This window comes from Haladaptatus marinus (assembly GCF_051194195.1).
In genome coordinates this window covers 340,842-362,827 of sequence record NZ_JBLZNK010000001.1, presented here as the reverse complement: position 1 = coordinate 362,827, position 21,986 = coordinate 340,842, and the positions used below count along the sequence as shown (strand labels likewise).

Genomic DNA, 21,986 nt, shown 5'->3' with positions numbered 1-21,986 from the left:
CGTGAGGGATATGCACGTACGAACCGACCGTCCATCGTGGATAGAAGGTCATTCATCGAACTGCTGGGAGGGACGGTCGTCGGGGGAGGCGAAATCGTGAGCGCGCGGCAGGATGACGAACGCTACAGGAATCCGCGGGTCACTGCATCCCTCGTTCGGTACTGGGAAGTCGAGGCGCGAGAGACGGATCGAATGCCACTCCGTAGCCGAGGCATCGATCTCGGAGGCGCGTACACAACTACGCTGATTTACAAGGATACCCGCCTCACGGCAGCGTTCGACGAACGCCTTCGTCGCGATTTCGAGGGTATCGTTGGAGCGTTCATCACGACCCGCATCACGTTCGACTCGCCGCTCTCGGCGTTCGCGCAACCTTCGTTGGTCACCGGACTCGCCAAGCGTCGGTTCGAACGCACGGCGCGGAGACGCGGATTTTCGAGATTGCGCGAGCGCGAGCCAGCCGAGCGAGAAACGACGCAGGAGCAAGCGACTGCCGAATACGAGGGGTATTATAGCATCGATCGATACACCGAGACGCCGCCGTCGAATATCTCAAGGTTTCCGGGGATCGGTCGGGACAACCGGGTACAGACGGTGCTCTACTTCGACGTGTCTCGTTCCGGTCGATCACTCATTCTCGCGGCGGGTATCCGACCGACGGACGAGCTGTTAGGGGTTCTGAACCGTGACGACGACGCGTACCGACGGGAGCTCCTTCGTCTGATGCACAGCGTTCGGTGACGGTTCGGCGGCTCGCGGCGCGAAACATGATATCCGAGCAATAACTTTGTACCCGGAAGACGTCCCTCCATGTGGGTGTGGGGACAATGGGACAAACAGACGAAAGCAAGGCTGTCGTTCGCAGATTGATAAACGAGTTCGTCAACGAAGGTGACGAGTCGATTGCCGACGAACTGCTCGCGCCGGACTACGTTCGATACGACCCCGACGCACCGAGTGGTGTGCAGGGACCGGACGAGTTCACGGCGATGATAGGGATGTTTCAGTCGGCGTTTCCGGACGGCGAAATCAGTATCGAGGAGATGATCGCAGAGGGCGATTTGGTCGTCTTCCGCGGGACGGAACGTGGCACCCACGACGGGGAGTTCATGGGTCACGAACCGACAGGTGAGACGTTCGAAATCACCGGCCTCGCGATGCATCGCGTCGAAGACGGCCGTATCACGGAAACGTGGGCGAACTGGGATATGCTGGGACTGCTTCAGCAACTCGGTATCGTTCCGGTGCCGGATGACCTCGCAGAGATGGCGGGATAAGTCGTTTCGGCAGATTAACGGGTGAAATCAGGACAGTGGACGAGGCTGCCCGACAGCCTCGTCCACATCAGAAAAAACGCCGTACCGACCAGTACAGTCCGGTTAGCGCGTTTCGAACGCCATGTATCGGGGAGAAACCCGTATCGGGGTTGGTCGCGAATTCGAACTCGGTGTCGAGCGTATTTTGAGAAACGTGGAGTAGTTCGCCGGTTGCGACCCGTCTCCCGTCAGCGTCGGTAACACGCAGAAGCGCCATCTCATCGGTTGTACCCACGACACGGTAAATGCCGGGAGTGTATCCATCGTTCGTCGGACGGTAGTGTTCGTGGACTTCGACCATGATTTTAGGGGGAACGTTGGTATCGAATTCAATCGCCGCTATCGTCAAGGTACCGCCGTTTCCAGGCGGCGTCGTTCGCATTCTCGTCCGATGGCGAACTCACGACCCTCGCTCCCGTGGGTATTTCGAGCGCACCCGTCCGGCCACAAAACAGTGCTTGTTTGCCGTCGTCATTCGGAGGGAATGGGAGAAATACCACGCCGAGGGGTGTTACGGGGAACCGCGGGACTCGCGCTGGCGTTCGCGGGACGGGACGTTTTTCGAGGTGGAGAGCGGAACGAAGGGGGGCGTCGTTTCGCCGACGCCGTCGTCTCAACGGCGTCGGCACTCGAATCCGCGTTCGCCGACCTTTCGACGGGCGACACCGTCGTCATTACGGGCGACAACGCACCCTACCGAACGACTCGCTGGCTCGACATCGACGTGGACGGCGTCACCGTCGTCGGCCCGGACGTGCCGACGCTCGTCAAACCCGCCGACGGAGCGAACGTCGGTGGGTTTCGAATCGGCCACAACGACCACTGCGAGAACGTCACGATTCAGGGGGTGGGATATGACGGGAATCCTGACGGTCAACGAGCGAGTTCGAAACGGTGCCACGGCATCGTCGTCCGAGACGCGACGAACGTCACCCTCTCCGGGAACTATCTCACTCGAACACACCCGTATCACGAGCACAACAGCGGTGGAAGCGGTATCAGTGCGGAAAAGGAATCGCGAAACGTCCGCATCGTCGGCAACCAGATCGACGATATCGGGGACAGAGGGATTCAAATCGCTGGCGAACAGGTCGTCGTCTCCGGAAACGTCGTCACGAACGGGCTCGACCGCTCGATTTCCTGTGACGTGTGGCGTGGCTCCGACCACCACCAAGCCCGGAACGTGGCTATCGTGGGAAACGTGCTGGGAAACAACATCGAGGGAAGCCTCACCGGAATCGGCGGCAACGACCTGCAGGCGGGCGGGTACATCCTCATCGCAAACAACATCGGTTTCGGCACGCACAAATCGTTCTGTCACGCCGGATTCAACGGCAGGGCGAGAAACGTCCGAATCGATGGCAACGTGAGCGTCAAGGATGGTGCCGCCGACTTCGCCGGAATCTCGCTCAACATCGACCGGGCGACGAACGTCACCATCGTGGACAACGACCTCTACGACTACGGTGGAGCGGGCGTCAACGTCGAGGAGGGAATTTCGGAGTTCGTCGTCGCCAGAAACGGCCTCTACGACACCGGAACCGACGGGATTCGAATCAACGGTGCGAGGGATGGTGTCGTCGCCCGAAACATCGTCTCGGGAACCGGACGGAGTGGAATCCTCCTCGACGGTGCCCGATTCGTCGCAGTCGAACACAATCTCGTTCGACGGGTCGAACGATCCGGCATCGTCTCCAGAGGGCGCGGTCGAACGCACCACGAGATCACCGACAATCACGTTCGGGAGTACGGACGGAGCGACGGCTACTATCAGGGAATCCTGCTACAAACGAAGGGAAACATCGTCTGCGGGAACAGAATCCACCGGAGCGATGGCGGCCTCGCAATCGTCGAAGCCGACAGCGGTGGCGACAACTGCTACGGCGAGAACTGGGCAGATGGGAACTCGCCGTGGCGCATCGAAAGCGCCACTTCGTTCGTACGGGGCCAGATTCCCGCGTTCGACGTGCATCGCGGCGTCGTCGCCGACAACACCGGAACCGTGAGGGTTCAGTTCGACAAACCCTACGCACAACGACCCAAACTGACGTTCGGACGCGTCGGTGGCGGTGTCGAATCGGTATCCTACTCGAAAACGAAAGGCGGCACGTTCGACGGAGTGGAACTCACAGTCGGCACCCCGAACGCGACCGTTGACCTGTTCGTCGAATCGGTGTGACGAATGACTCGAACCTGTTGGGGGAAATTCTTTTTTACGAACCGACCAATGAGTTGTCGGGGGAAATGAAAATGAACCAGACACGACGGCGAGTGCTTCGACTCGTCGGCGCGAGTGGACTGACAGTTCTCGGTGGGGTTTCGAGCGCACAGGAGACGACTACGACGAACGGTGAGAGCGGCGGGAACGTCGCCCGCGCTCGAATCATTCACGCCGTGCCCGGCGCCCCGAACGTCGACGTGTACGTAGACGGAAACCGCGTTCTGCAAGACGTGGCGTACAAGGACGTGAGCGACTACCTCGAACTCGAACCGGGCCAGCACACCTTTCAGGTCGCGCCCGCGGGACAGGGACGAGAGAGCGCGCTCATCGAAGAACAGGCGACGCTCGAAGCGAACACCGACTATACGATTGCGGCGGGAGGGACACCCGACAGTCCTGAGGCATTCTCGTTCGTGGACGAAAACGAACCGCCATCCGGCGACCAGGTTCGCCTCCGAGCGGTTCATCTCTCGCCCGACGCGCCAGCGGTCGATATCGCGGCGGACGGTGAGGTACTGGTCGAGGGTCTCGAATTCGGCAACGCCAGCGACTACGTCGAGGTTCCCGCCGGGTCGTACTCCATCGAAATTCGACCTGCTGGAGAGAGCGAGGCTGTTGCGATGTTCGACGCAACCCTCGACGGTGGCACCGTCGTGTCGGCATTCGCCGTCGGTCTGGTGGAGGCTCAGGACGAAGCGCAGTCGCTCGACCTCGTGACCACCGTGGACGCAGGGGGCGACGGAACGACGACTACCACGACCACCACAACCACCACGACGGAGACGACAAGCTAGTCTCGAATCGTTTGCACAGCGACAGCGGTTATTTTTCTAGCGACGTGACGACGCGAGACGAGAGCAACGAGCGACGTCTCCCCGGACGAGCTACTTATTCGGCAGGCGTTCCCGCTTCGACCCTGAGATAGACGATGCTACCCTCGGTCTCCTCTTCGGGGTCTCCCCAACCGTCGTGGTCGTCCGGATGCTGGTAGAACAACTCGGGCGGTTCGTGGGCACCTTTTCCCTGCGGCTTCTCCGGCATCATCACGTAGTGACCACCGCGCGGTCCGCGCAAGTGAACGCGGTAGTACACCTCGTTATCCCTCGCTGAGCGCTCCTCTGCGACCCTATCCACTGAGAAAAAACGCGGCGTTCTGAGCGTACCGGTGTCGGTGCCGACCGCAACCGAATCGCCGCGTCGGAGCCGACGAATCAGCGACCGCATCTCGTCTCGACCCACATCATGAGTGCGATTCGTTCGTTTCATACCCACTTGTACGACGCGGGCGGCTATAACCTGTTCCAGCGAGTCAGTCCAGCGATATCGAATCCGGCACCACCGGGGCGATGTTCGACGGAGCGAGTTTTTATCCCATTTATAACAGCCCTGAAACACGAGGAGGAATCGACATGGTTTAAGTACCGGGTCGATGTTAGATGTGTCATGGGTAGCCATGGGGAATGTCAAACCGACTCGTTACAAACCAGTGAAGACTCACGGCCGTCCCGGATCCGCTCCCGTTCGCCACTGGACGCCGGGTACCGACTGAGTTGGAATTTGGGCGACCGTCTTCGACAGCTCGACACGGTGACGCTCACCTCACAACTGACAGACACCCAGTCACGACGGACGCTCTCCGTTTACGACCCCGATGGCGACACGTATCTTGTCCGTCTCCGAACCGCCGTGGGACGGGAGCGATACCGCGAAGTACCGAAATCCGAGTTCGACCTCGACGATCTCTCACGGGACGGTCATTGGAATCTGATTACATAGAGCGTTCGCCGTCGAACACCGGAGACGTTCCGAGACCGACCATCGACGCGGACGAGACATCTAACTCACCTGTGATAATGATTTTACCGACCGTTCTCGATAGTTCGTTTGATGTCTGTGCACAATCTGCACGATTACGACGAGAAACGGGAATCGTTCGACTGGGACGACATCTTCGGCGAGGCCGACTGGGACGCACCGGAGCGACTCAACATCGCTCACGAGGTCTGTGACCGGCACGCAGACGACCGCGGGAAGGTCGCACTCTACTACGCCGGAACGAACGGCGAACGTGAGACGCTCACGTTCTGGGAGCTGGCCGAACAGTCGAACCGGTTCGCGAACGTCCTCTCCGACCTCGTGGATACGGGCGACCGCGTTTTCTCCTACATGCCGCGGATTCCGGAACATTACGTCGCCCTCATCGGGACGCTCAAGGCGGGCGGCGTCTGGGGCGGCGTAAACGAACGGTTCGGCCCGGACGGTATCGCCTACCGATTGGACGACTGCGATGCCAAAGTCGTCATCACGACGCCGAGAAACCGAGGGACGGTCGAGAAGGCACTCGATGACGCGCCTTCGGTCGAACACGTCATCGTGGTCAGCGACGACGGAACCGGCATCGAGCGCGGCGACATCAGCTATCACGCGGCGATGGCCGACGCCGAAACGGAGTTCGAGACAGTCGAAACCGGCGGCGAAGACAATGCCCTCCTGTACTACACCAGCGGAACGACCGGACTGGCGAAAGGCGTCCTCCACAAACATCGCTGGGTCGCTGGCGTCGCCGCGACCCAGCGATTCGCGGTCGATTTACAACCCGGTGACCTGTACTGGTCCACCGGCGACCTCGGGTGGTTGACCGGGCCAATCAACACCCTGGGGGCCTGGTTCTGGGGGGCAAGTCTGTTCACCTACGAAGGCGAATTCGACCCGGCGACGTGGGCGAACCTGCTCGACGAGTTCCCGATTTCGGCGCTGTTCAGCGTGCCGACCGCCTACCGGATGCTCCGCGAGAACGAGCAAGTGCTGGAGGATACGAATCTCGACCTTCGACACGCGCTCTCCATCGGGGAACCGCTTTCGGCGGGCGTGGTCGAGTGGGGCGAGGATACCCTCGGCGTCACCATCCACGACACCTATGGCCAGACCGAGACGGGGAACATGATAATCAACAACTACCCGACGATGGAAATTCGGCCCGGAAGCATGGGCAAACCATTGCCGGGAATCGAGGCCGCCGTGGTTGACCCGGAAACCGGCGAACCATTAGAACCCGGCGAAACGGGTGAAATCGCCCAGCGAGGCGACTACCCCTGCTTCTTCGCGGAGTACTGGCAAAAGCCGGAGAAAACCGAGAGCTGTTTCGTGAACGACTGGTATCTCTCCGGCGATTTGGGTCATCTGGACGAGGACGGCTACTTCTGGTTCGAGGGGCGCGCCGACGACGTTATCATCAGCGCTGGCTACCGAATCGGCCCGTTCGAGGTCGAAAGCTCGCTCGGCGAACATCCTGCTGTCGCGGAGTCCGCCGTCGTGCCGAAATCCCACGCCGAACGCGGCAACATCGTGAAAGCCTACATCGTCCTGAGCGAGGGCGCAGACCCCAGTTCCGACCTCGCGGAAGACATCAAAACCCACGTCAAAGAGGAACTCTCTGCGCACGAGTATCCCCGTGAAGTCGAGTTCGTGGACGAACTACCGAAGACGGTAACGGGGAAGATTCGCCGCACCGAACTGCGCGACCAGACCGGCGAATAGGCGAAGAACCACCACCCTCATTACCAGATTTTCGGGACGAGACGATACGGGGTGTCCGCGGCGTATTCATGATATTCGTCTCCCAGTTCCTCCCGAAGAGCACGCTCCTCAATTGAAATCCGGTAGCCATAGCCGACGATTCCGGCCAGCGACACGAATGCGAAACTGAGCCAGTTTCCGGTCGCCATCCCGAGTCCGACCACCGACAGCAATCTGCCGGTGTACGACGGGTGACGAACCAACCGATATGGCCCGGTATCGATGACTTCGTCCGTGGAATCGACTGTCACCGTCGTCGAAAAGTAGCGACCAAGCGTCCACACGGCGTAGCGTCGAACCCCGACACCGAACAGAATGGTGGCGATTCCGAACCAAAAAGTGAAGGATGGAAACGGCAGTTGAGCCGCCGGAACTACTTCGGTAGCGAGGCTTGCGAGTACGATACCGGCTGGGATAGCGCCCCCGAGAACGCGTTTCGACCCGCGGTCTTGGGTACCGTCGGAATCGGAGTCGTGCCGAAGACCGATGAGGAAGTTGGAAACGACCCAGACGGCGATAGTGGCGAAGAAGATGGACTGGTAGGGTTGCCGAAAGACGAGGGAGGGTGGCATACGTCGTTTCGAAACTCCGAAACCCGATAATTATTCTGACATTATTGATGTTCGTAAATGTCGTGGAGAAGTTACAGCGACCGACAGAGTGAACGACGAGTGAGTTGGCGAGCGCCCGGAATCAACCAGCGGTACAGTACTTCGACCGATTTCGCCGCATCGAGAACGTGGCCGATATCGGATGAGCGTGGACGACCACACCACAAGAAAAAATTCCCGTCTACTTCCGAAATGTCTCGTCGCGAATCTCCACACCCACCTTTTCCCGCGTCGCATCGAAATCGCTCGTTGACACGATTTTGCCGAGTGCCTGCTCGTACCGATTCAGCGAGAGGACGAACTCGCTGACGCTCACGTCCGATTTCCCCGACGGCGGCGTGTAATCGGGCATCGGAAGGAGGGTTCCGTCGCCGAGAGCGAGGAAATCCAGTTGGTCGAACGGGACGTCGTCGTGGAACAAGCGGTATGTCGCCTGCTGGGGGGTATCGTCCGCAGACCATTCTTCCCATGGGGCGGATGCCGGTGACCAGTCGCCGATTCTCTCCACCCTGATGCCATGGTCGGGATACGTGAACGAATCGGGCACACCATTCGTGTCCCAGTCGTTTGGGGTCGAGTCGAGCACCGCCTGCTTGAGGTCGGTGTTGCTCATGCAGAGGTTCATTTCATGACGTAAGTGAAATAGCTATTTGCCGCAAAATTACGTATTTAGGTTCGAAGCTTTCAAATGCAGGGTTCCGGTCACGGACGGCGAGTCGTCGCGACGGTTCGGTCACCGGTAGTTTCATAGCCGAATCAGTTGTTGGTTAGTCACCATTTCCGACCATGTCACCGAACCGACGCCCCATCTACATCGGCACCGACCCCGAAGACGCCGTCTGTGAACGTCACGGCGCGATGGAACCGAAAACGCCGGTCGTCACCTTCGACGGGCACGTTCACGCCCTCCGTAAACCGGTGGCGGTTCGCAACTGTCCCGACTGCTGTCTCGAACTCGCCCGCAAAAGTGGCGGCCCGACAGCCACCGAACAGGACGCTTTCGAAGCCTGTTGGCGACAACTGGTCGATGAGGGTTGGCGCAACGGGTTGGAACGTATGTTCGTCGACCTCGGCCGTGGTTCGGTCGAAAAGGAGACGATTTACATTCACGAAAAAATCAAGCCGACGGCGATTCCGAGCTATCTGCGTGAGGCCGACGACTGGACGGTTCGGACGAGGGACTGAATCCGCCTTCGAGCGTCTCGTTCGGCGTTCGAAGCCTCGGATGGTGTCTCGATTTTGTCGCTTTGCCCACCATGCTAAAGCATCCCGCGATTCATACAGACTAGGTGGGTGTCGTGGGGCGCTGTACCGACAGAGAGCGTGCCACATCACCGCCGGAGCCGATTCCCATGCCGAACTCGCTACCGTTCATCCAGCAACTCCCAATTCCTGATGCCCGGGTACTGCTTTCGACGTTTTTGCTCGTCGTCCTCGTATTCATCACGTGGGTGTTGTGGAAGACCGCGCCGAGATTGAAACGACAGGTCAATCCACGTATCGTGGATGTCCTCCTCCTCACCACGAGCGGACTCGCCGCGATTCTCATCGGACAGTACACGCTTGCGCTCTGGACGGACGGCACCGCTCCCGCCCCGCAGGTCGATGTCTATTCGCAACTCACGTCGGCGGGAGTCAGACTGGCGATAACCTTCGGTGTCCTCGCGGCGGCCTATATCGGTGCGGGGATGCTCGTTCGTGTCGTCGACCGTTTCGCCGCTGGAAGCGGTCAAATCACAAGCCATCAGGGGGAGGTAATCGCCCGAATCACGGAGCTCAGCGTCTATCTCTTCGCCGGATTGTTGCTGCTCGGCGTCTGGCAGGTGGACGTTCGTGCGTTCCTCATCGGGGCCGGATTCCTCGGCATCATCATCGGATTGGCTGCGAACGAAACCCTGAGCGCGTTGATTGCGGGATTCACGCTCATGTTCTCGCGGCCGTTCGAAATCGGCGATTGGATACGAATTCCATTAGAGGGCGACCTGGGCGACGAGGGAATCGTCACCGACATCACGTTGTTTACGACGCGAATTGAGACGTTTTCGGGCAAATATGTGATCATTCCGAACGACGTGGTTGGGTCGAACATCATCACAAACTACGGACGGAAGGGCCGACTCCGACTCGAAGTGGAAGTCGGCATCGATTACTCGGCCGACCCCTACCGGGCGATATCGGTTGCGGAGCGAACGATGGCGAACGTAGACGATGTTTTGGAAGTTCCCCGACCCCGTGCCGTGTTGACGGGATTCGGCGATTCTGCCGTCCTCCTCGAACTCCGATTCTGGATCGACCGACCAAGCAGTCGACGGCAGTGGCGCGCCATTACGGCTGTCATCGCGGCAGTGAAAACCACCTACGACCGGGAAGGAATCAAGATACCGTTCCCCCAACACGAGGTGTCCCAGCGGGAGGGAACCGGCGAATTTCGTATCGTAGACGGCCACAATCGAGAACGACGAATCGAGTAGGTTCGGAACGCGTGTTCGCCGATTCAGCGAACGCATCACCGAGCAAGCGGCCGGTTGTGAGAGCGACACGCGGTGATGCTTCGACGGGCACGCCTACAAGGTCGATATTGAGCGAACGTCGGACTGAACGACCGCGGAATCACCCGATTTTCTCCAAACAGTTCCCGCAGTAGTCGGCGTAGCTGGGATTTTCCGTCTCGCAGGCACGACACCGAACGGACTCGAAAACACGGTTCGACGCGGGAATGTTACGGCCTCCCCCCGAGAAGCCGAAGAAGTCGGGGTGAATCAGCGAATCGGACACCGGGCCGAACTCGCCGTTCATCGTTCGATTGACCAAATCGTCGTCACGAAGGGCCATCAGCCCTCGCCACAATCCGAGGAACAACAACGTCGGCGCGACGGTGAGCACTCCGGCGACGAGTACTCGAAAGACGGTCTCGGACACCATGGTATGAGATAGCAACCCGAACAATATAACTATTAAAAATGAGGGTGGATGGGAATCCTCAAATAGAACGTCGCTACTCGTCCGGATTCGTCACCGGATTGCGCGTCTCACAGTACGGACAGCGGTTTCTGAACCGTTCCAGGTTCGTCCCACAGTATCGGCAAACGTAGCCCCCATCGGGCGCTTCGACGGTTGTCGCAGACGACGAGCTTTCCCGCGTCAACACGCCGGCGCGAAACGCGAGCACACCGCCGATGACGAGCAGGCCGACCGCAACTCCGGCCAGTATCGTGCCGTCTACGCCGATTCCGCCGACCAAGGTTCCGAACTCGTTTCCGCCGAGCAGTCGTCGCCCGAGCGAGAAAACCATGAGGAGTATTAGAAGTCGGAAAAGGCGTCCACGTCCGGGTATCGACCGCCGCATTATTCCACCCCACCGTTCATACGTCATCTCGGGAGCGAGCGGGTATAAGCCCTCGGTACGCCGAGTATCGACCGACGGTCACTCGTCGCCGAATAGGGATGGTTCCGATTCCCCCTCGTCCACGCTGAGAGGGACGGGCGGACCCCAGAGATACCGGTGTTGACTGCCACATTCCGAGCAGTCGTAGGTCGCGATTCCTTCGCCATCGTCAACGTCCGAGTCCCACTCGTCCGGATCCGTCGCCTCCGTCGCTATCAGTTCCATCGTCTCCGGACAGCGGATTTCAATCCGGTGGTCACGGCCAAACTCCGGATGGTCGTCGTTGTCACGTCGGCTGAATGGGTTGAGTTTGTCGAACATAGTGATGCAAACCGCTGTTGCCTCGAAGACAAGTCGTATTCACGGCAATACTGGTAGGGGTTGACCGAACACTAATCCGTCGGTGCACGACCAAACATGTCACAGAAAATTCAAACACGTTCTGGTTGGAACACCTACCCGTTCTGCGGTTTGAAAATATCGGCGATGCGCCCGACGAACGAGTTCGGTGCATCGGTCTCCTCGACGATTTTGTACTCACGACGGAGCGTATCGTTTTTCGTGAGACGAAGGACGGACATCCCATTGGCTGCAATCACATCTGCGATAGCATTTCCGACGATTTCGCCGGAGGTCGTGACGAGCGTCGCGCGCGCATCCGCATCGGACGCCACCGATTGCAGTTCCCGAACGTCGTTTTCGTCGGGGCGTTCGTGAACAGCGGCGATAATGCGGTCGTCCAGCAGGTCGTCGTGTGCAAACACATGAACCGGAATCTCCTCCTCCGATTCGTTCGTCACCGTCGTATCGATCGTCGTTTCGAACTTCCTCGCTTCCAGTAACTCCACCACCAACTGGCGCGCAGTGAGTTGCTCTTCGACCCACTGGACACCCTGGTCGCTGATGTAGTACCGATAGAGGATCCGCTCGATAGTTTGCAGTGGTGGCGCGACGTAGAGACATTCGCGACACCGGAGTCGGTGTTCCGGCGTTTCGAACACGTTTTCGCAGTCCTCACAGATGTGTGCGGCGTCCGATTCGAGATGTTTCAACGATTCCAGATGCGCCTCACAGTCGGGACACATGACATCGTCCTCGGCGACGAACTGCTCGCGCAGTCCTTCGTATCCACAGTCGGGATGTCGAAAGCGGTCAGTACGAATCGTCTGCGGCGATTCGCACGTCGGGCAGGCGGTGGTGTACTGCATCCCTTTTGCTTCACATCGCGGACAGATGTACTGCTTTTCCTGAAATTCACGATAGAGGAGGTCTCGTTCCGCCAGCGTTTCCAGCACGTCGAACGTCTCACCGTCGCGCTCGTCCAACTGCTGTGTCGCATCTGGATAGGTCACTTCTCCCGTATCAACGTCGAGCGTCGGCCGAATCTCGTCCAACGACCCCTCCCAGAGGGCGGTCAATAGCCGTACCGTACCCGGTGAAGCCATGTCCTATCACGACAGGCGACAGCCATTTAGTAATGATTCGAATACCGCTTGGAAGCAGCCACTGAGTATTCCAACACGTGTAGCAATTGTATGAAAAACAGTGTGAACACTCTACAACTGTGTCGTTCGCCGAGAACCGCTATCGAAAGATCTCCGGCGAGATAGCGATTCGAACAGGCATCCCCATCGGCCAGCAAGCAGAGGCTACGCTATATACGACCAGTTTCAGCCGACACCTGATTTCCGCCTCACGAGGCAAACGATGACCCGTTTGCGGTGGAAGATGACACTGGGACGGAGTTCACAGCAGACAGTAGTTTATTGGTCTCGCTCGTGAAACGAGTTGTCGTGTCACGAGCTGTCGTCGTCGGGGCGGGAATGACCGATTTCGGCCCGCACGACCAACCGATAGAAGAACTGTTCGGGGATGCCGCATTCCTCGCGATTGACGACGCTGGCGTCTCGCTCGACGAAATCGACGCGTTCTACTTCGGCAACGCGCTGGGCGGACAAGCCGAGGACGACACGCATCTCGCGCCGAAACTGGCGACCCACATCGGCATCCACGGAATTCCGTGCCAGCGGTTCGAGGACGCGTGTGCGACCTCGTCGAACGCGTTCAAGCATGCGGTTCAGGCCGTCGAATCCGGAATCCACGATGTCGCCTTGGTCGGCGGTGCGGAACGCTGTACGCCCGAAACCGGACTCGGAACGGGCGAGATGACGAAAATCTTTGCGAGCGCGGCCCATCGTCAGTACGAGCAACCCGCCGGACTGACGTTCCCCGGCGTGTTCGCACTGCTCACAAAACGGCATATGCACGAGTACGGGACGACCGAGGCGCAACTCGCCGAGGTCGCGGTGAAAAACCACCATCACGGTCAGTTCAACCCCCATGCGCATTTCGGCCGCGACACGAACGTCGAAGCGGTTCTGGACAGCCCTATCGTCGCGGACCCGTTTCATCTCATGGACTGCTGCCCCTTCTCCGACGGTGCGTCCGCAGTCATCGTCGTCTCCGACGACCTCGCTGAGAACTTCTCCGGCGACGCCGTCTCCGTCACCGGCGTCGGCCACCGCACCGACGCGATTCCGTTGGCCGACAAGGCTTCGCTTTCGGCGACGCAGTCCGCCCGCGACGCCGCACGCGAAGCATACAACCAAGCGGGAATTACCGCTTCGGATGTCGATTTCGCCGAAGTCCACGACTGTTTCACCGGGGCGGAGATACTGGCCATCGAGGCGCTCGGCCTGTTCGAGGACGGCACGGGTGCGCAGGCGGCGGTCGAGGGGAAAACCTACACCGACGGAGAGATACCAGTGAACCCGAGCGGTGGCCTCAAAGCGAAAGGCCATCCAATCGGCGCGACGGGAACCGCGCAAATCGTGGAGTTGACCGAACAACTCCGCGGCACTGCCGGTAGACGTCTAGTCGAAGGGGCGACGACGGGAATCGCACACAACCTCGGCGGCGACGCCGGAACGACGGTCGTCACCGTCATGGAGGAACGAGCATGAGTCCGAGCGATGGCGTCGAAACGGACGACAGCCTAACCTATGACGAGTGGCGAAACCACCTCGAATCGGGCGAACTCGTCGGACTCGAATGTCGTTCGTGCGGTCACATCACCGCAACCCCCAAACGCGCCTGTGGCGACTGCGGTGGCCGGGACTTAGCCCCCCACCACCTGCCGCAGTCGGGTGAGGTTCACAGTGAAACCACCATCACCGTTCCGCCCGCGGGAGTCGAAGGGCCGTACCAAGTCGGCATCGTCGATTTGGGTGATGGCCAGCTGCTGGGTCGAATCGAGGGCGGTGTCGAAATCGGCGACGCAGTCGAGTTCGCCGGGACGGTCAAACTCGACGGGATGCCCGCCCCGGTATTCGAACCACGCGACTGACGGCCGGAGTCGGTCGTACGGTTCCCAACGAACAACGACAGGGTGTATAAATACGGCCACTATTTCCACGGAGTCGAGAATCGAGGGGGAAGAACAACAATCAGTTGGGTGGTTTATCATTATGTGTGATTGTCATCCCCGAACTACCACCGACCCCTCCAGTCGTGTTCTCAAAAACTACACGATACGGACATCGTGATGATAGACGGTATCGAGGGGTACATCGTCTCGCTCCGTGACGACCGACTGAACCTCGTCGAGACGATGCAATCGCTCTGTCGCTATCTCAAAAATATGGGCGTGACCGTCATTCTCATCACCGAACACGATTCGATGACAGGGTAGGTCAAAGCGACCGGAGAGGGTATCAGCTACCTCGCGGACAACATCTTCCTCTTACAACACCTCGAACTGGAAGGTGAACTGCGCAAGGCGGTCGGCGTGCTGAAAAAGCGCACCAGTGACTACGAACGCTACCTTCGGGAGTTCAGTATTACAAATAATGGAATCAAAGTAGGTGAGCCAATGGATAATCTCCAAGGAATACTCACCGGAATGCCTCGATTTAACGACCAGGAGACGTAAACTAGTATCAGGGAGGACAGACGCTGAGTCGTACAATATATCACAAATCAGTATTTTATCAAAATTGCAACCGACATTGTTATATGTTACCAGTGTCAGCTTTCACATGAGCAGAGTATGGGAATAACACTCACACTGTCACAATTCTGGGAAACCATCCGCTGGCTCGGAGCGACCGTCCCGTTTTTTTCCATACTTCCCACGTTCGTCGGCATTCTCGTCGTTATCAAGATGTTTCTACCCGAAATCTCGGCACTCCAGCCGATTCCTGCACCCCACAACAGCGAATACAGATTCGACCCCGACGATTTCGACTGATGATTCGAACGATCGGTCACAACCGATTTTATTCTGCTGTTCGAAGTCATCTCTGAAACTCCCTGTCCGAACACAGTCGAACACCCACAACCATGACGAACTCAGCACTTGACGAACGAAACGACGAGACACCGGAAATCGTCTTTGCAATAGACGAGACACCGGATGAGCGATGCCCAAACCGAGCGGTCATCGCTGACATCACTCGGGATAACGCCTGGCTTGCCGCAGACCTCCCGGACGCACTGGTATTGGAAGACTGGCGGTAACTGTCGTCCAGCCGATAATGTCGGATAGATTTGACTACAGAAAACGATTTACACGAGCAGCGTACCGACCCATTCGAATTCATCCAAGCGATAAACCGAAGGTGACGTATTGACGCCCAGATAGCCACTATCTAGGTTCGAAATCATCCGTCGCTACACTAAACTTGGTGTGAACTAATTTGACGTAGGGAGAACGTCTAGCCTTACACCCACGTACATATCACGAAAGAGAACTGTACAACAGGGAAAAGACAAATCTGTTGGCTTGGAATAACTTTAACACCCTCCTGTGAGTGGCGGGAAACGATGTCTGGAATCAAAAAATTACCTGGGATTCCCCAATCTGTTCCGAAACTGGAAGCCGAACTCATCCGCGACGCGTACGAGACGGCACGCGGAACCGGTCGTACTGACGGCACCGGCAATGGGACATCTATCGACCTTTCGGATACTGAACGACGAGATTTCTACCGGCGAATGCTCGACAGTGGTGTCTCGAACGAGACGCTCTCGGAACTCGGATTCGACACGGACGAGTAACTGCGATTCTTCCTCATTTCATGCCGTTTGTATACGATACCGAACGTCTTCGAGCCACAGCAGTCCGAGTTGCATCGACCCGAACGATTAACCCTCGTTCGGCCGCGATTCACGTATGCATATTTCGTTCGAAGACCTCGAAACGCTGGTCGAAACACCCGGTGCGCCCGGAAACGAGTACGCCGTCGCCGACCGGTTTGCGAACCTGATAAAGCCACACGTAGACCACGTCTCGTTCGACGCGATGGGCAACGTCACGGCGACGAGCGAAGGAAGCGAAGGCAGTGATTTCGAAATCATGCTCGCGGCCCACACCGACGAGTTGGGTTTTCTCATCGACCGAGTGGACGAAAACGGGTTTCTCACGTTCCGAATGCTCGGTGGCCACTACAAAGGAAATCTGTCGGGGCAGCGAGTTCGCGTTGGGCCGGACGGCGTTCCCGGCGTCATCGGCCCGCGCTGTCGTCACTATATGAACGAGGACCAAAAGGATTCTCTTCCGGAAAACCTCCGCATCGACATCGGTGCTATCTCGCCGCAGGACGTAGCAGACCTCGGCGTCGAACCCGGCGATTATGCGACGTGGGACTATGGCGTTACCCGACTCGGAAACGACCGAATCGCGGGGCGGGCACTCGACGACCGAATCGCATTGGCAATCCTACTCGCAATCGCACGCGAGGAGGACGTCGACGCGACGGTACACTACGTTGCCACGGTACAGGAAGAAGTCGGCCTTCGTGGTGCCCGCGCGGCAGGCTACAATCTCGACCCCGATGTCGGCATCGCGCTCGAAATCTTTCCGGTGGACGATTACCCCGCCGGAAGAACCGACGGCGTAACGGCGACGCTGGACGGCGGCCCCGTCGTCGAATTCGGCGACGGCACGTCGGAGTACCTCTTCGGCGGCGTCATCGTGGATCGACAGACCAGAACGTGGCTGCAAGAGGCCGCAAACGAGGCGGACATCGAAATTCAACACGACCTGATGCTGACCGGTTCGACCGACGCGACCGAACTCCAACAGGTGCGCGGTGGTCGCCACGCCGGGGCGATAGCGGTTCCCTGCCGGTACTCACACTCGCCGGTCGAAACGCTCTCGATGGCGGATGCAGAGGAGACGGCGGAGGTGTTGTTGTCGGCACTGGGTCGGGAATTCCCGACGCGTGACGAGATTCGCCGTCCGCGGTGACTTACAGCCACCGACCAGCAATCGACTCCACAACGTTCACCTATCTGCTCCCCAACCACGGAGTATGCGACTTCGAGGGCCACAGCGTGGATGGGCGAAGATAACGCTCGGCGTCTCGCTCCTGTTTGCGGTCGTGGTTTTCGTCGCGCTTTCGCTCGCGGGGCAACCGTTCCGCGGCGTCGCCGGTGGCGTACTGATTATCGTCGCGGGCATCTGGGAGTGGCGACGAAAACGAAGCGACGAAATCCGCGCCGAGCAGTTGGAAGCCGAGGCGGAAGAAAGCCAGCGAAAGCGTCGGGGATAATAGACGTAACGGGAGTCGTTCAATCGGATTCACCCTCGGTTGCTCGTTTCTGTCGTTCTATCAGTTCTTCCTCTGGGTCAGACCGTCTTTCCCCTGAAACACTCGAATCGCTCTCCTCGTTCGACTCACCCTCTTCGCTCGATTCATCACCTCGTTTCGATCTCACGACACGGGAGCGAATTCCGTCCCACAACAGTCGAAGCCCGTAACCGGTAGCGCGTCCGATCAGACCACCGATCATCCGACTGACGAACGCACCCACCCGCGCTCCGTAACTACTGGGTTGACGGCTTTGTACCGATTTCGATTTTTCGGATCGGGGCACGTCGAGTTCTATCGCATCCAAGCCGAGCGTGAGTCCGTCGATGTCGGCCTCGACATCCGAAAGGTCGAGCGACAAGCCGCCGAGACGGAAGTGATAGCGGTCGGTCTCGGAGCTATCGGTTTCCGTGTCGTCCGGTTCCCCGCCGTCGGGAATAGCAGACGCGCCATTAGTGTCGAACATGCTGCATCAGTCGGAATCGGGCCGACCCTATCCGACACGAGGTGGATTCTACTGTATCCTTCAGCCGATTTCGGTTTCAGCGCCGAAAAAATGATGTGAACGCTCAGTCGGCGTCCGCGGAGGACGTCGCGTGTTCTCCGCCCTCCTCGGCGGGCGCGCCGTCCATCTCCGCAAAGGGGTCGTAGCCCTGTGCACTTTCGTAGAGGTGACAGGCTACTTCTCGTTCGACCTCGGTGATAGATTTTCCTTCGAGTGGCGGCGAAACCTTGTCACAGACGCCTCCAATGTACTCCTCACAGCGATTCTTGAACCGACAGCCGCTCGGAACGTCAATTGCGTCCCCGACCTCGCCCTCCAGTTCGACGCGCTCCCGACCCGCCGTCGATAGTAGACGTTGAAATTCGCTCCGTCTTGGTGAGGTGGCGTGTCATCAGTAACCTCGTTTATTCTATCGACCCACAACTACTTGTTTAATTACCTTAGTCTATAATCTCCTGAAACTCCTCTTAGTGGAGAACTTCCTAACGCCTCACCGAATTTGATTTCTATGATACTACCGCTGGTATCTCTTAGAGAGTACCTGTGTGAGTAATCAGAGTAACTTTGGTTTCACTTCTTGCTGGTCTCTTCAAGGATAGCAGAGTATGTAGAGGGTAAATTTATAACCAGTACAACCAAGGTTGATTTCATGCCGGTCACCACTCCTATTCATGATCGTTTGTCCGACCTTCGACGTGAGTTTCATCGATATCCTGAACCTGCATGGCGTGAGTTTTACACTACCTCTCGGCTTGCAGAAGAAATTGAATACATCGGTGTTGACCAACTCCACCTTGGGAAGGAAGCGATGAACCTTACTGAGCGACTGGCCGTCCCCTCCGCTACTGAAATGAACCGCTGGCGAGAACAGGCCCGTGAAGACGGTGCCCCTACTGAGTTTCTCAATCGGCTCAAGAATTGCACCGGTGCAGTTGCGATCCTTGATCGTGGTGATGGGCCAACTGTCGCTCTGCGCGTCGATATCGACGGTCTCCTTCGTGAAGAGTCGACTGACGAAATTCATCATCCGACAGCCAAAGGATTTCGCTCTCAACATGATGGTGTAATGCACGCTTGTGGGCATGACGCTCATATGACCATTGGACTTGGTATACTTGAGGCTATTACAGAGAGTGACTTCTCTGGCACGTTCAAGGTATTCTTCCAACCAGCAGAGGAGAAAGCAGGAGGTGGCCGACCAATGGCGAAAAGTGAGCATATATCCGACGTTGATTATCTGTTCGCGATCCACATCGGTCTTGATCATCCGACTGGAAAGGTAGTTGCTGGGATGGTCAAACCACTTGCAGTTAGCAACCTCAGCGTCACGTTTCAGGGGAAATCTGCCCATGCTGGCCTCGCACCGAACGATGGCCAAAACACAATGCAGGCTCTTGGGACCGCGATCCAGAACACTTACGCCATTCCTCGACATGCCGATGGGACAACCCGAGTCAATATTGGTCGCGTGGAGGGAGGGACCGCACCGAACGTAATTGCCGAGCAAATCCAGGCAGAAGCAGAGGTACGTGGTGAGACTACTCGCATAATGGAGTATACAAAAACGAGGTTTGAGAATGCGGTTCACGCCGCTGCAGCCATGCATGAATGCGATGCCGATGTGACTGTTGATGGTCAAGCACCGCGTGCTGACAGCGATCCCGAGTTGGCTGCTATCGTTAGTGAGACTGCACAAAACCACTATGCTGTTACCCACGTTATCGATAAGATTCGGTTCGGAGCAAGCGAGGATGCAACCTACCTTATGGACGCAGTTCAGGAACAGGGTGGACTAGCAACGTACGTCATCGTCGGTACTAATCACCCAACTGGTCATCATACAGCGACGTTTGATATCGACGAAGCGTCACTACCGATCGCAGTCGAGGTGCTAACCGACGCTATTTGCACTGTTGCTCATCGTGATCCACTCGATTGTTCTGAAGAAGGTTTATGAAGATAGGGTAAGGAGGACAATACCCCGCGCGTGAACTCCCCGGCTACTGTAGCGCATCGCGCCTCCACTAAGTCCGAAGCTTTCTGTTTCAGGAGAACGTGCACCACTGTGAACACAGCGGTTCTTGACTCTGTGGATGTATCCCTCTTTGTGTGGTTTGACTTAGCCCACTCCTATCAATTCGGCACTTTGTCTATACGTCTTCCACACGTTTCTTTCCACGTTTAATCATCGGTGGTAGCATGGCGGATATTTTACTACTTATTTGATTGCCGAGTTAGAAGATCAATTACACGGTGAGAATACATGAACGCTACTGTATTCCTATCTTATTCTTTTTCCCCTTCCGTTGAAGATGGGTTTACCACTTGAATTTCGGATACCGTGGAACACAAATTCCGGACTGTAATCCCTCACGAGTTAACAAGTATGTCTTGGAGTTTTTCCGCCGAGAGGTTGCTTCCTGTGATTGGCAAAACAACGGTCTTCCCTGCAAGTTTGTCGCCCAATTGAACTGCAGCTGCAACACCGACGGCGGCTGCCCCCTCGGCTAACACTGCATCCTCGGTAAGAAGTTTCTGAATGGCAGCCCGTATGTCGTCGTCTTCGACAAGCATCATTTTTGTTAGGTGGTCTTGCATAATCTGAAGCGGAAGTGCAAATGGGGTTCGTGTATTGATTCCCTCAGCAAACGTATCCGCTTGCTCTTGGAGTTCAATCGTCCCCTCACTCCACGCTTGATAGACGGCATCAGCCCCGGTTGCCTGAACGCCAATGACATCACCGCCGAGAAGTTTGCCAATCGTGAGTGCGTAGGCTGAAGCACTGCTCCCCCCGCCGACAGGGTTAATTACAACATCCACTTCCGGACAGTCCTCAATAACTTCGAGACCAGCACTGGCACGTCCGGCAATCAGATGGGGCTCATTCCCACCATGCACATATCGATATCCTTCCTCGGCTGCCTGTTGTTCAGCGTATTCGCGGGCTTCATCGAAATCCTGGCCGTGCTTGATGACGGTCGCACCAAGCCGCTTCATACTGTTGATTTTCGTCTGATTCTCGAGTGTCCCAGGAACGACGATAATTGCTGGAATATTGAATTCGCGTGCAGCTGTCGCCATCCCTTGGCCGTGATTGCCCATACTCGCCGTGATTAATCCTTTCTCACGAAACTCTGGCTCAAGCTCGGCGAGGAGGTTATAGAACCCCCGAATTTTGAACGATCGTGTTGGAAGCACATCCTCACGCTTGATCAACACATTAGCGTCAAGTTCAGCTGAGAGACTCTCACTCCGCACTAACGGAGTTTGCGGGAGATACTGCCTGACGATTTGTCGTGCCTTATAGATCTCCCGTGTGGTGGGAGGGGTCAGGTCATGATAAGAGAAGATTGTCGTCTTGTCTGGGGATTCGACGGGTTTGTATGATGGCATCGGCTCGGCGATAGGGGTGCAAGTGAGTTAAGTGTCGACGGTAGGAATGGTCGTGTTTCGTAAATTACACTAACTTGGAGTGGATCTCTTGATCGAGGTGCCAATACTTAGCGCCCTCGCTGGAGTTCAGTGGCTCTCAGATATTCTTCTCTCGATGGGTGTGTGGTTGGTGCATAGTTGGCCGCTTAGGAGCTACAGGTGCTCGAAATTCGAATACCGTGGCGAGCGTATCCACTTATCTTGTCGAGCAATCAGGAAAATCGCTCCAGAAATTGGCATGATCGTCAATCGGAACAAATTATCAATGTATCGGTATTATCGGTTTAAGTGGTCGTTGACCAAACGCCGTGTCAATAGTATCTCCATCGTTTAAGACTGACTTCCCG

The 21,986-nt window shown here is 57.4% G+C and carries 28 protein-coding genes; 18 read left to right on the top strand and 10 right to left on the bottom strand.

The genetic code is table 11. The features are described 5' to 3' along the window. The first annotated feature begins 36 nt into the window (after window positions 1-36). Together ACN2TU_RS01925 and ACN2TU_RS01920 are read left to right on the top strand one after the other, a co-directional pair. Complete coding sequence (locus ACN2TU_RS01925) at window positions 37-741, top strand: DUF6517 family protein (RefSeq protein ID WP_435152379.1); 705 nt, start codon at window positions 37-39, stop codon at window positions 739-741. Window positions 742-827: 86 nt separating this feature from the next. Continuing rightward, complete coding sequence (locus tag ACN2TU_RS01920; protein ID WP_435152376.1) at window positions 828-1,277, top strand: ester cyclase; 450 nt, start codon at window positions 828-830, stop codon at window positions 1,275-1,277. Between the two features lie 67 nt (window positions 1,278-1,344). Here ACN2TU_RS01920 and ACN2TU_RS01915 read toward each other — a convergent pair whose 3' ends face one another. After that, the gene (locus ACN2TU_RS01915) at window positions 1,345-1,698 is read right to left on the bottom strand and encodes a hypothetical protein (RefSeq protein WP_435152373.1); all 354 of its coding nucleotides are present in this window, start codon (window positions 1,696-1,698) and stop codon (window positions 1,345-1,347) included. 102 nt (window positions 1,699-1,800) lie between these two features. Between ACN2TU_RS01915 and ACN2TU_RS01910 the strand changes: the two genes are divergently transcribed. Together ACN2TU_RS01910 and ACN2TU_RS01905 are read left to right on the top strand one after the other, a co-directional pair. Further along, window positions 1,801-3,495, top strand: coding sequence for a right-handed parallel beta-helix repeat-containing protein (locus ACN2TU_RS01910; RefSeq protein WP_435152370.1), 1,695 nt, complete (start codon window positions 1,801-1,803; stop codon window positions 3,493-3,495). Window positions 3,496-3,566: 71 nt separating this feature from the next. Continuing rightward, the gene (locus ACN2TU_RS01905) at window positions 3,567-4,331 is read left to right on the top strand and encodes a DUF4397 domain-containing protein (RefSeq protein ID WP_435152368.1); all 765 of its coding nucleotides are present in this window, start codon (window positions 3,567-3,569) and stop codon (window positions 4,329-4,331) included. A gap of 94 nt (window positions 4,332-4,425) precedes the next feature. Here ACN2TU_RS01905 and ACN2TU_RS01900 read toward each other — a convergent pair whose 3' ends face one another. After that, window positions 4,426-4,803, bottom strand: coding sequence for a hypothetical protein (locus ACN2TU_RS01900; protein ID WP_435152365.1), 378 nt, complete (start codon window positions 4,801-4,803; stop codon window positions 4,426-4,428). A 177-nt stretch (window positions 4,804-4,980) separates the two neighbouring features. On the opposite strand from ACN2TU_RS01900, the gene ACN2TU_RS01895 reads away from it, so the two are divergent. Both ACN2TU_RS01895 and ACN2TU_RS01890 read left to right on the top strand, forming a co-directional pair. Next, window positions 4,981-5,313 carry a hypothetical protein gene (locus tag ACN2TU_RS01895; RefSeq protein ID WP_435152361.1) on the top strand — a complete coding sequence of 111 codons (333 nt, stop codon included), beginning with the start codon at window positions 4,981-4,983 and terminating at the stop codon, window positions 5,311-5,313. A gap of 111 nt (window positions 5,314-5,424) precedes the next feature. After that, window positions 5,425-7,074, top strand: a complete 1,650-nt coding sequence (locus ACN2TU_RS01890; protein WP_435152358.1) for an acyl-CoA synthetase — start codon at window positions 5,425-5,427, stop codon at window positions 7,072-7,074. Between the two features lie 20 nt (window positions 7,075-7,094). Here the strand turns inward: ACN2TU_RS01890 and ACN2TU_RS01885 are convergent, their stop codons facing one another. Both ACN2TU_RS01885 and ACN2TU_RS01880 read right to left on the bottom strand, forming a co-directional pair. Continuing rightward, window positions 7,095-7,685: a methyltransferase family protein gene (locus ACN2TU_RS01885; RefSeq protein WP_435152356.1), complete on the bottom strand. Its 591-nt coding sequence runs from the start codon at window positions 7,683-7,685 to the stop codon at window positions 7,095-7,097. Between the two features lie 220 nt (window positions 7,686-7,905). Then, window positions 7,906-8,337 (bottom strand): hypothetical protein, encoded by a 432-nt coding sequence (locus ACN2TU_RS01880; protein ID WP_435152353.1) that lies wholly within the window; start codon window positions 8,335-8,337, stop codon window positions 7,906-7,908. A gap of 173 nt (window positions 8,338-8,510) precedes the next feature. Here ACN2TU_RS01880 and ACN2TU_RS01875 point away from each other — a divergent pair, with 173 nt between their 5' ends. Together ACN2TU_RS01875 and ACN2TU_RS01870 are read left to right on the top strand one after the other, a co-directional pair. After that, window positions 8,511-8,909 (top strand): hypothetical protein, encoded by a 399-nt coding sequence (locus ACN2TU_RS01875; RefSeq protein ID WP_435152350.1) that lies wholly within the window; start codon window positions 8,511-8,513, stop codon window positions 8,907-8,909. Between the two features lie 104 nt (window positions 8,910-9,013). Then, a complete protein-coding gene (locus tag ACN2TU_RS01870) occupies window positions 9,014-10,195 on the top strand; it encodes a mechanosensitive ion channel family protein (RefSeq protein ID WP_435152347.1) in 1,182 nt (393 codons plus the stop codon). 139 nt (window positions 10,196-10,334) lie between these two features. Here the strand turns inward: ACN2TU_RS01870 and ACN2TU_RS01865 are convergent, their stop codons facing one another. The 4 genes from ACN2TU_RS01865 to ACN2TU_RS01850 form a co-directional block, all read right to left on the bottom strand. Beyond that, on the bottom strand, window positions 10,335-10,646 hold the full coding sequence (locus ACN2TU_RS01865; RefSeq protein WP_435152345.1) for a hypothetical protein: 312 nt from the start codon (window positions 10,644-10,646) through the stop codon (window positions 10,335-10,337). 73 nt (window positions 10,647-10,719) lie between these two features. Next, the gene (locus ACN2TU_RS01860; protein ID WP_435152342.1) at window positions 10,720-11,016 is read right to left on the bottom strand and encodes a hypothetical protein; all 297 of its coding nucleotides are present in this window, start codon (window positions 11,014-11,016) and stop codon (window positions 10,720-10,722) included. Between the two features lie 132 nt (window positions 11,017-11,148). After that, window positions 11,149-11,430 carry a hypothetical protein gene (locus ACN2TU_RS01855; protein WP_435152340.1) on the bottom strand — a complete coding sequence of 94 codons (282 nt, stop codon included), beginning with the start codon at window positions 11,428-11,430 and terminating at the stop codon, window positions 11,149-11,151. A gap of 134 nt (window positions 11,431-11,564) precedes the next feature. Continuing rightward, complete coding sequence (locus tag ACN2TU_RS01850; RefSeq protein WP_435152338.1) at window positions 11,565-12,554, bottom strand: TackOD1 domain-containing metal-binding protein; 990 nt, start codon at window positions 12,552-12,554, stop codon at window positions 11,565-11,567. Window positions 12,555-12,902: 348 nt separating this feature from the next. Between ACN2TU_RS01850 and ACN2TU_RS01845 the strand changes: the two genes are divergently transcribed. From ACN2TU_RS01845 to ACN2TU_RS01810, 8 genes are all read left to right on the top strand, one after another. After that, window positions 12,903-14,072 (top strand): thiolase domain-containing protein, encoded by a 1,170-nt coding sequence (locus tag ACN2TU_RS01845; RefSeq protein ID WP_435152335.1) that lies wholly within the window; start codon window positions 12,903-12,905, stop codon window positions 14,070-14,072. Further along, window positions 14,069-14,455, top strand: coding sequence for a Zn-ribbon domain-containing OB-fold protein (locus ACN2TU_RS01840; RefSeq protein ID WP_435152332.1), 387 nt, complete (start codon window positions 14,069-14,071; stop codon window positions 14,453-14,455). The genes ACN2TU_RS01845 and ACN2TU_RS01840 overlap by 4 nt, the downstream gene beginning before the upstream one ends. A gap of 198 nt (window positions 14,456-14,653) precedes the next feature. Then, window positions 14,654-14,800, top strand: a complete 147-nt coding sequence (locus ACN2TU_RS01835; RefSeq protein ID WP_435152330.1) for a P-loop NTPase family protein — start codon at window positions 14,654-14,656, stop codon at window positions 14,798-14,800. A 357-nt stretch (window positions 14,801-15,157) separates the two neighbouring features. Continuing rightward, window positions 15,158-15,358, top strand: a complete 201-nt coding sequence (locus tag ACN2TU_RS01830; protein ID WP_435152327.1) for a hypothetical protein — start codon at window positions 15,158-15,160, stop codon at window positions 15,356-15,358. A gap of 92 nt (window positions 15,359-15,450) precedes the next feature. Further along, complete coding sequence (locus tag ACN2TU_RS01825) at window positions 15,451-15,627, top strand: DUF7556 family protein (RefSeq protein ID WP_435152324.1); 177 nt, start codon at window positions 15,451-15,453, stop codon at window positions 15,625-15,627. A 306-nt stretch (window positions 15,628-15,933) separates the two neighbouring features. Then, entirely contained in the window at window positions 15,934-16,167 is a 234-nt protein-coding gene (locus tag ACN2TU_RS01820; RefSeq protein WP_435152321.1) for a hypothetical protein, read from the top strand. Window positions 16,168-16,282: 115 nt separating this feature from the next. Continuing rightward, window positions 16,283-17,359: a M42 family metallopeptidase gene (locus ACN2TU_RS01815; RefSeq protein ID WP_435152318.1), complete on the top strand. Its 1,077-nt coding sequence runs from the start codon at window positions 16,283-16,285 to the stop codon at window positions 17,357-17,359. Between the two features lie 64 nt (window positions 17,360-17,423). Next, entirely contained in the window at window positions 17,424-17,663 is a 240-nt protein-coding gene (locus ACN2TU_RS01810; protein WP_435152315.1) for a hypothetical protein, read from the top strand. A 19-nt stretch (window positions 17,664-17,682) separates the two neighbouring features. Here the strand turns inward: ACN2TU_RS01810 and ACN2TU_RS01805 are convergent, their stop codons facing one another. Further along, window positions 17,683-18,168, bottom strand: coding sequence for a hypothetical protein (locus tag ACN2TU_RS01805; protein ID WP_435152312.1), 486 nt, complete (start codon window positions 18,166-18,168; stop codon window positions 17,683-17,685). A 130-nt stretch (window positions 18,169-18,298) separates the two neighbouring features. Between ACN2TU_RS01805 and ACN2TU_RS01800 the strand changes: the two genes are divergently transcribed. Beyond that, window positions 18,299-18,556 carry a hypothetical protein gene (locus ACN2TU_RS01800; protein WP_435152309.1) on the top strand — a complete coding sequence of 86 codons (258 nt, stop codon included), beginning with the start codon at window positions 18,299-18,301 and terminating at the stop codon, window positions 18,554-18,556. 300 nt (window positions 18,557-18,856) lie between these two features. Further along, window positions 18,857-20,164, top strand: coding sequence for an amidohydrolase (locus ACN2TU_RS01795; RefSeq protein ID WP_435152306.1), 1,308 nt, complete (start codon window positions 18,857-18,859; stop codon window positions 20,162-20,164). Window positions 20,165-20,577: 413 nt separating this feature from the next. On the opposite strand, the gene ACN2TU_RS01790 is transcribed toward ACN2TU_RS01795, so the two are convergent. Next, entirely contained in the window at window positions 20,578-21,600 is a 1,023-nt protein-coding gene (locus ACN2TU_RS01790) for a threonine ammonia-lyase (RefSeq protein WP_435152303.1), read from the bottom strand. Window positions 21,601-21,986: the final 386 nt, after the last annotated feature.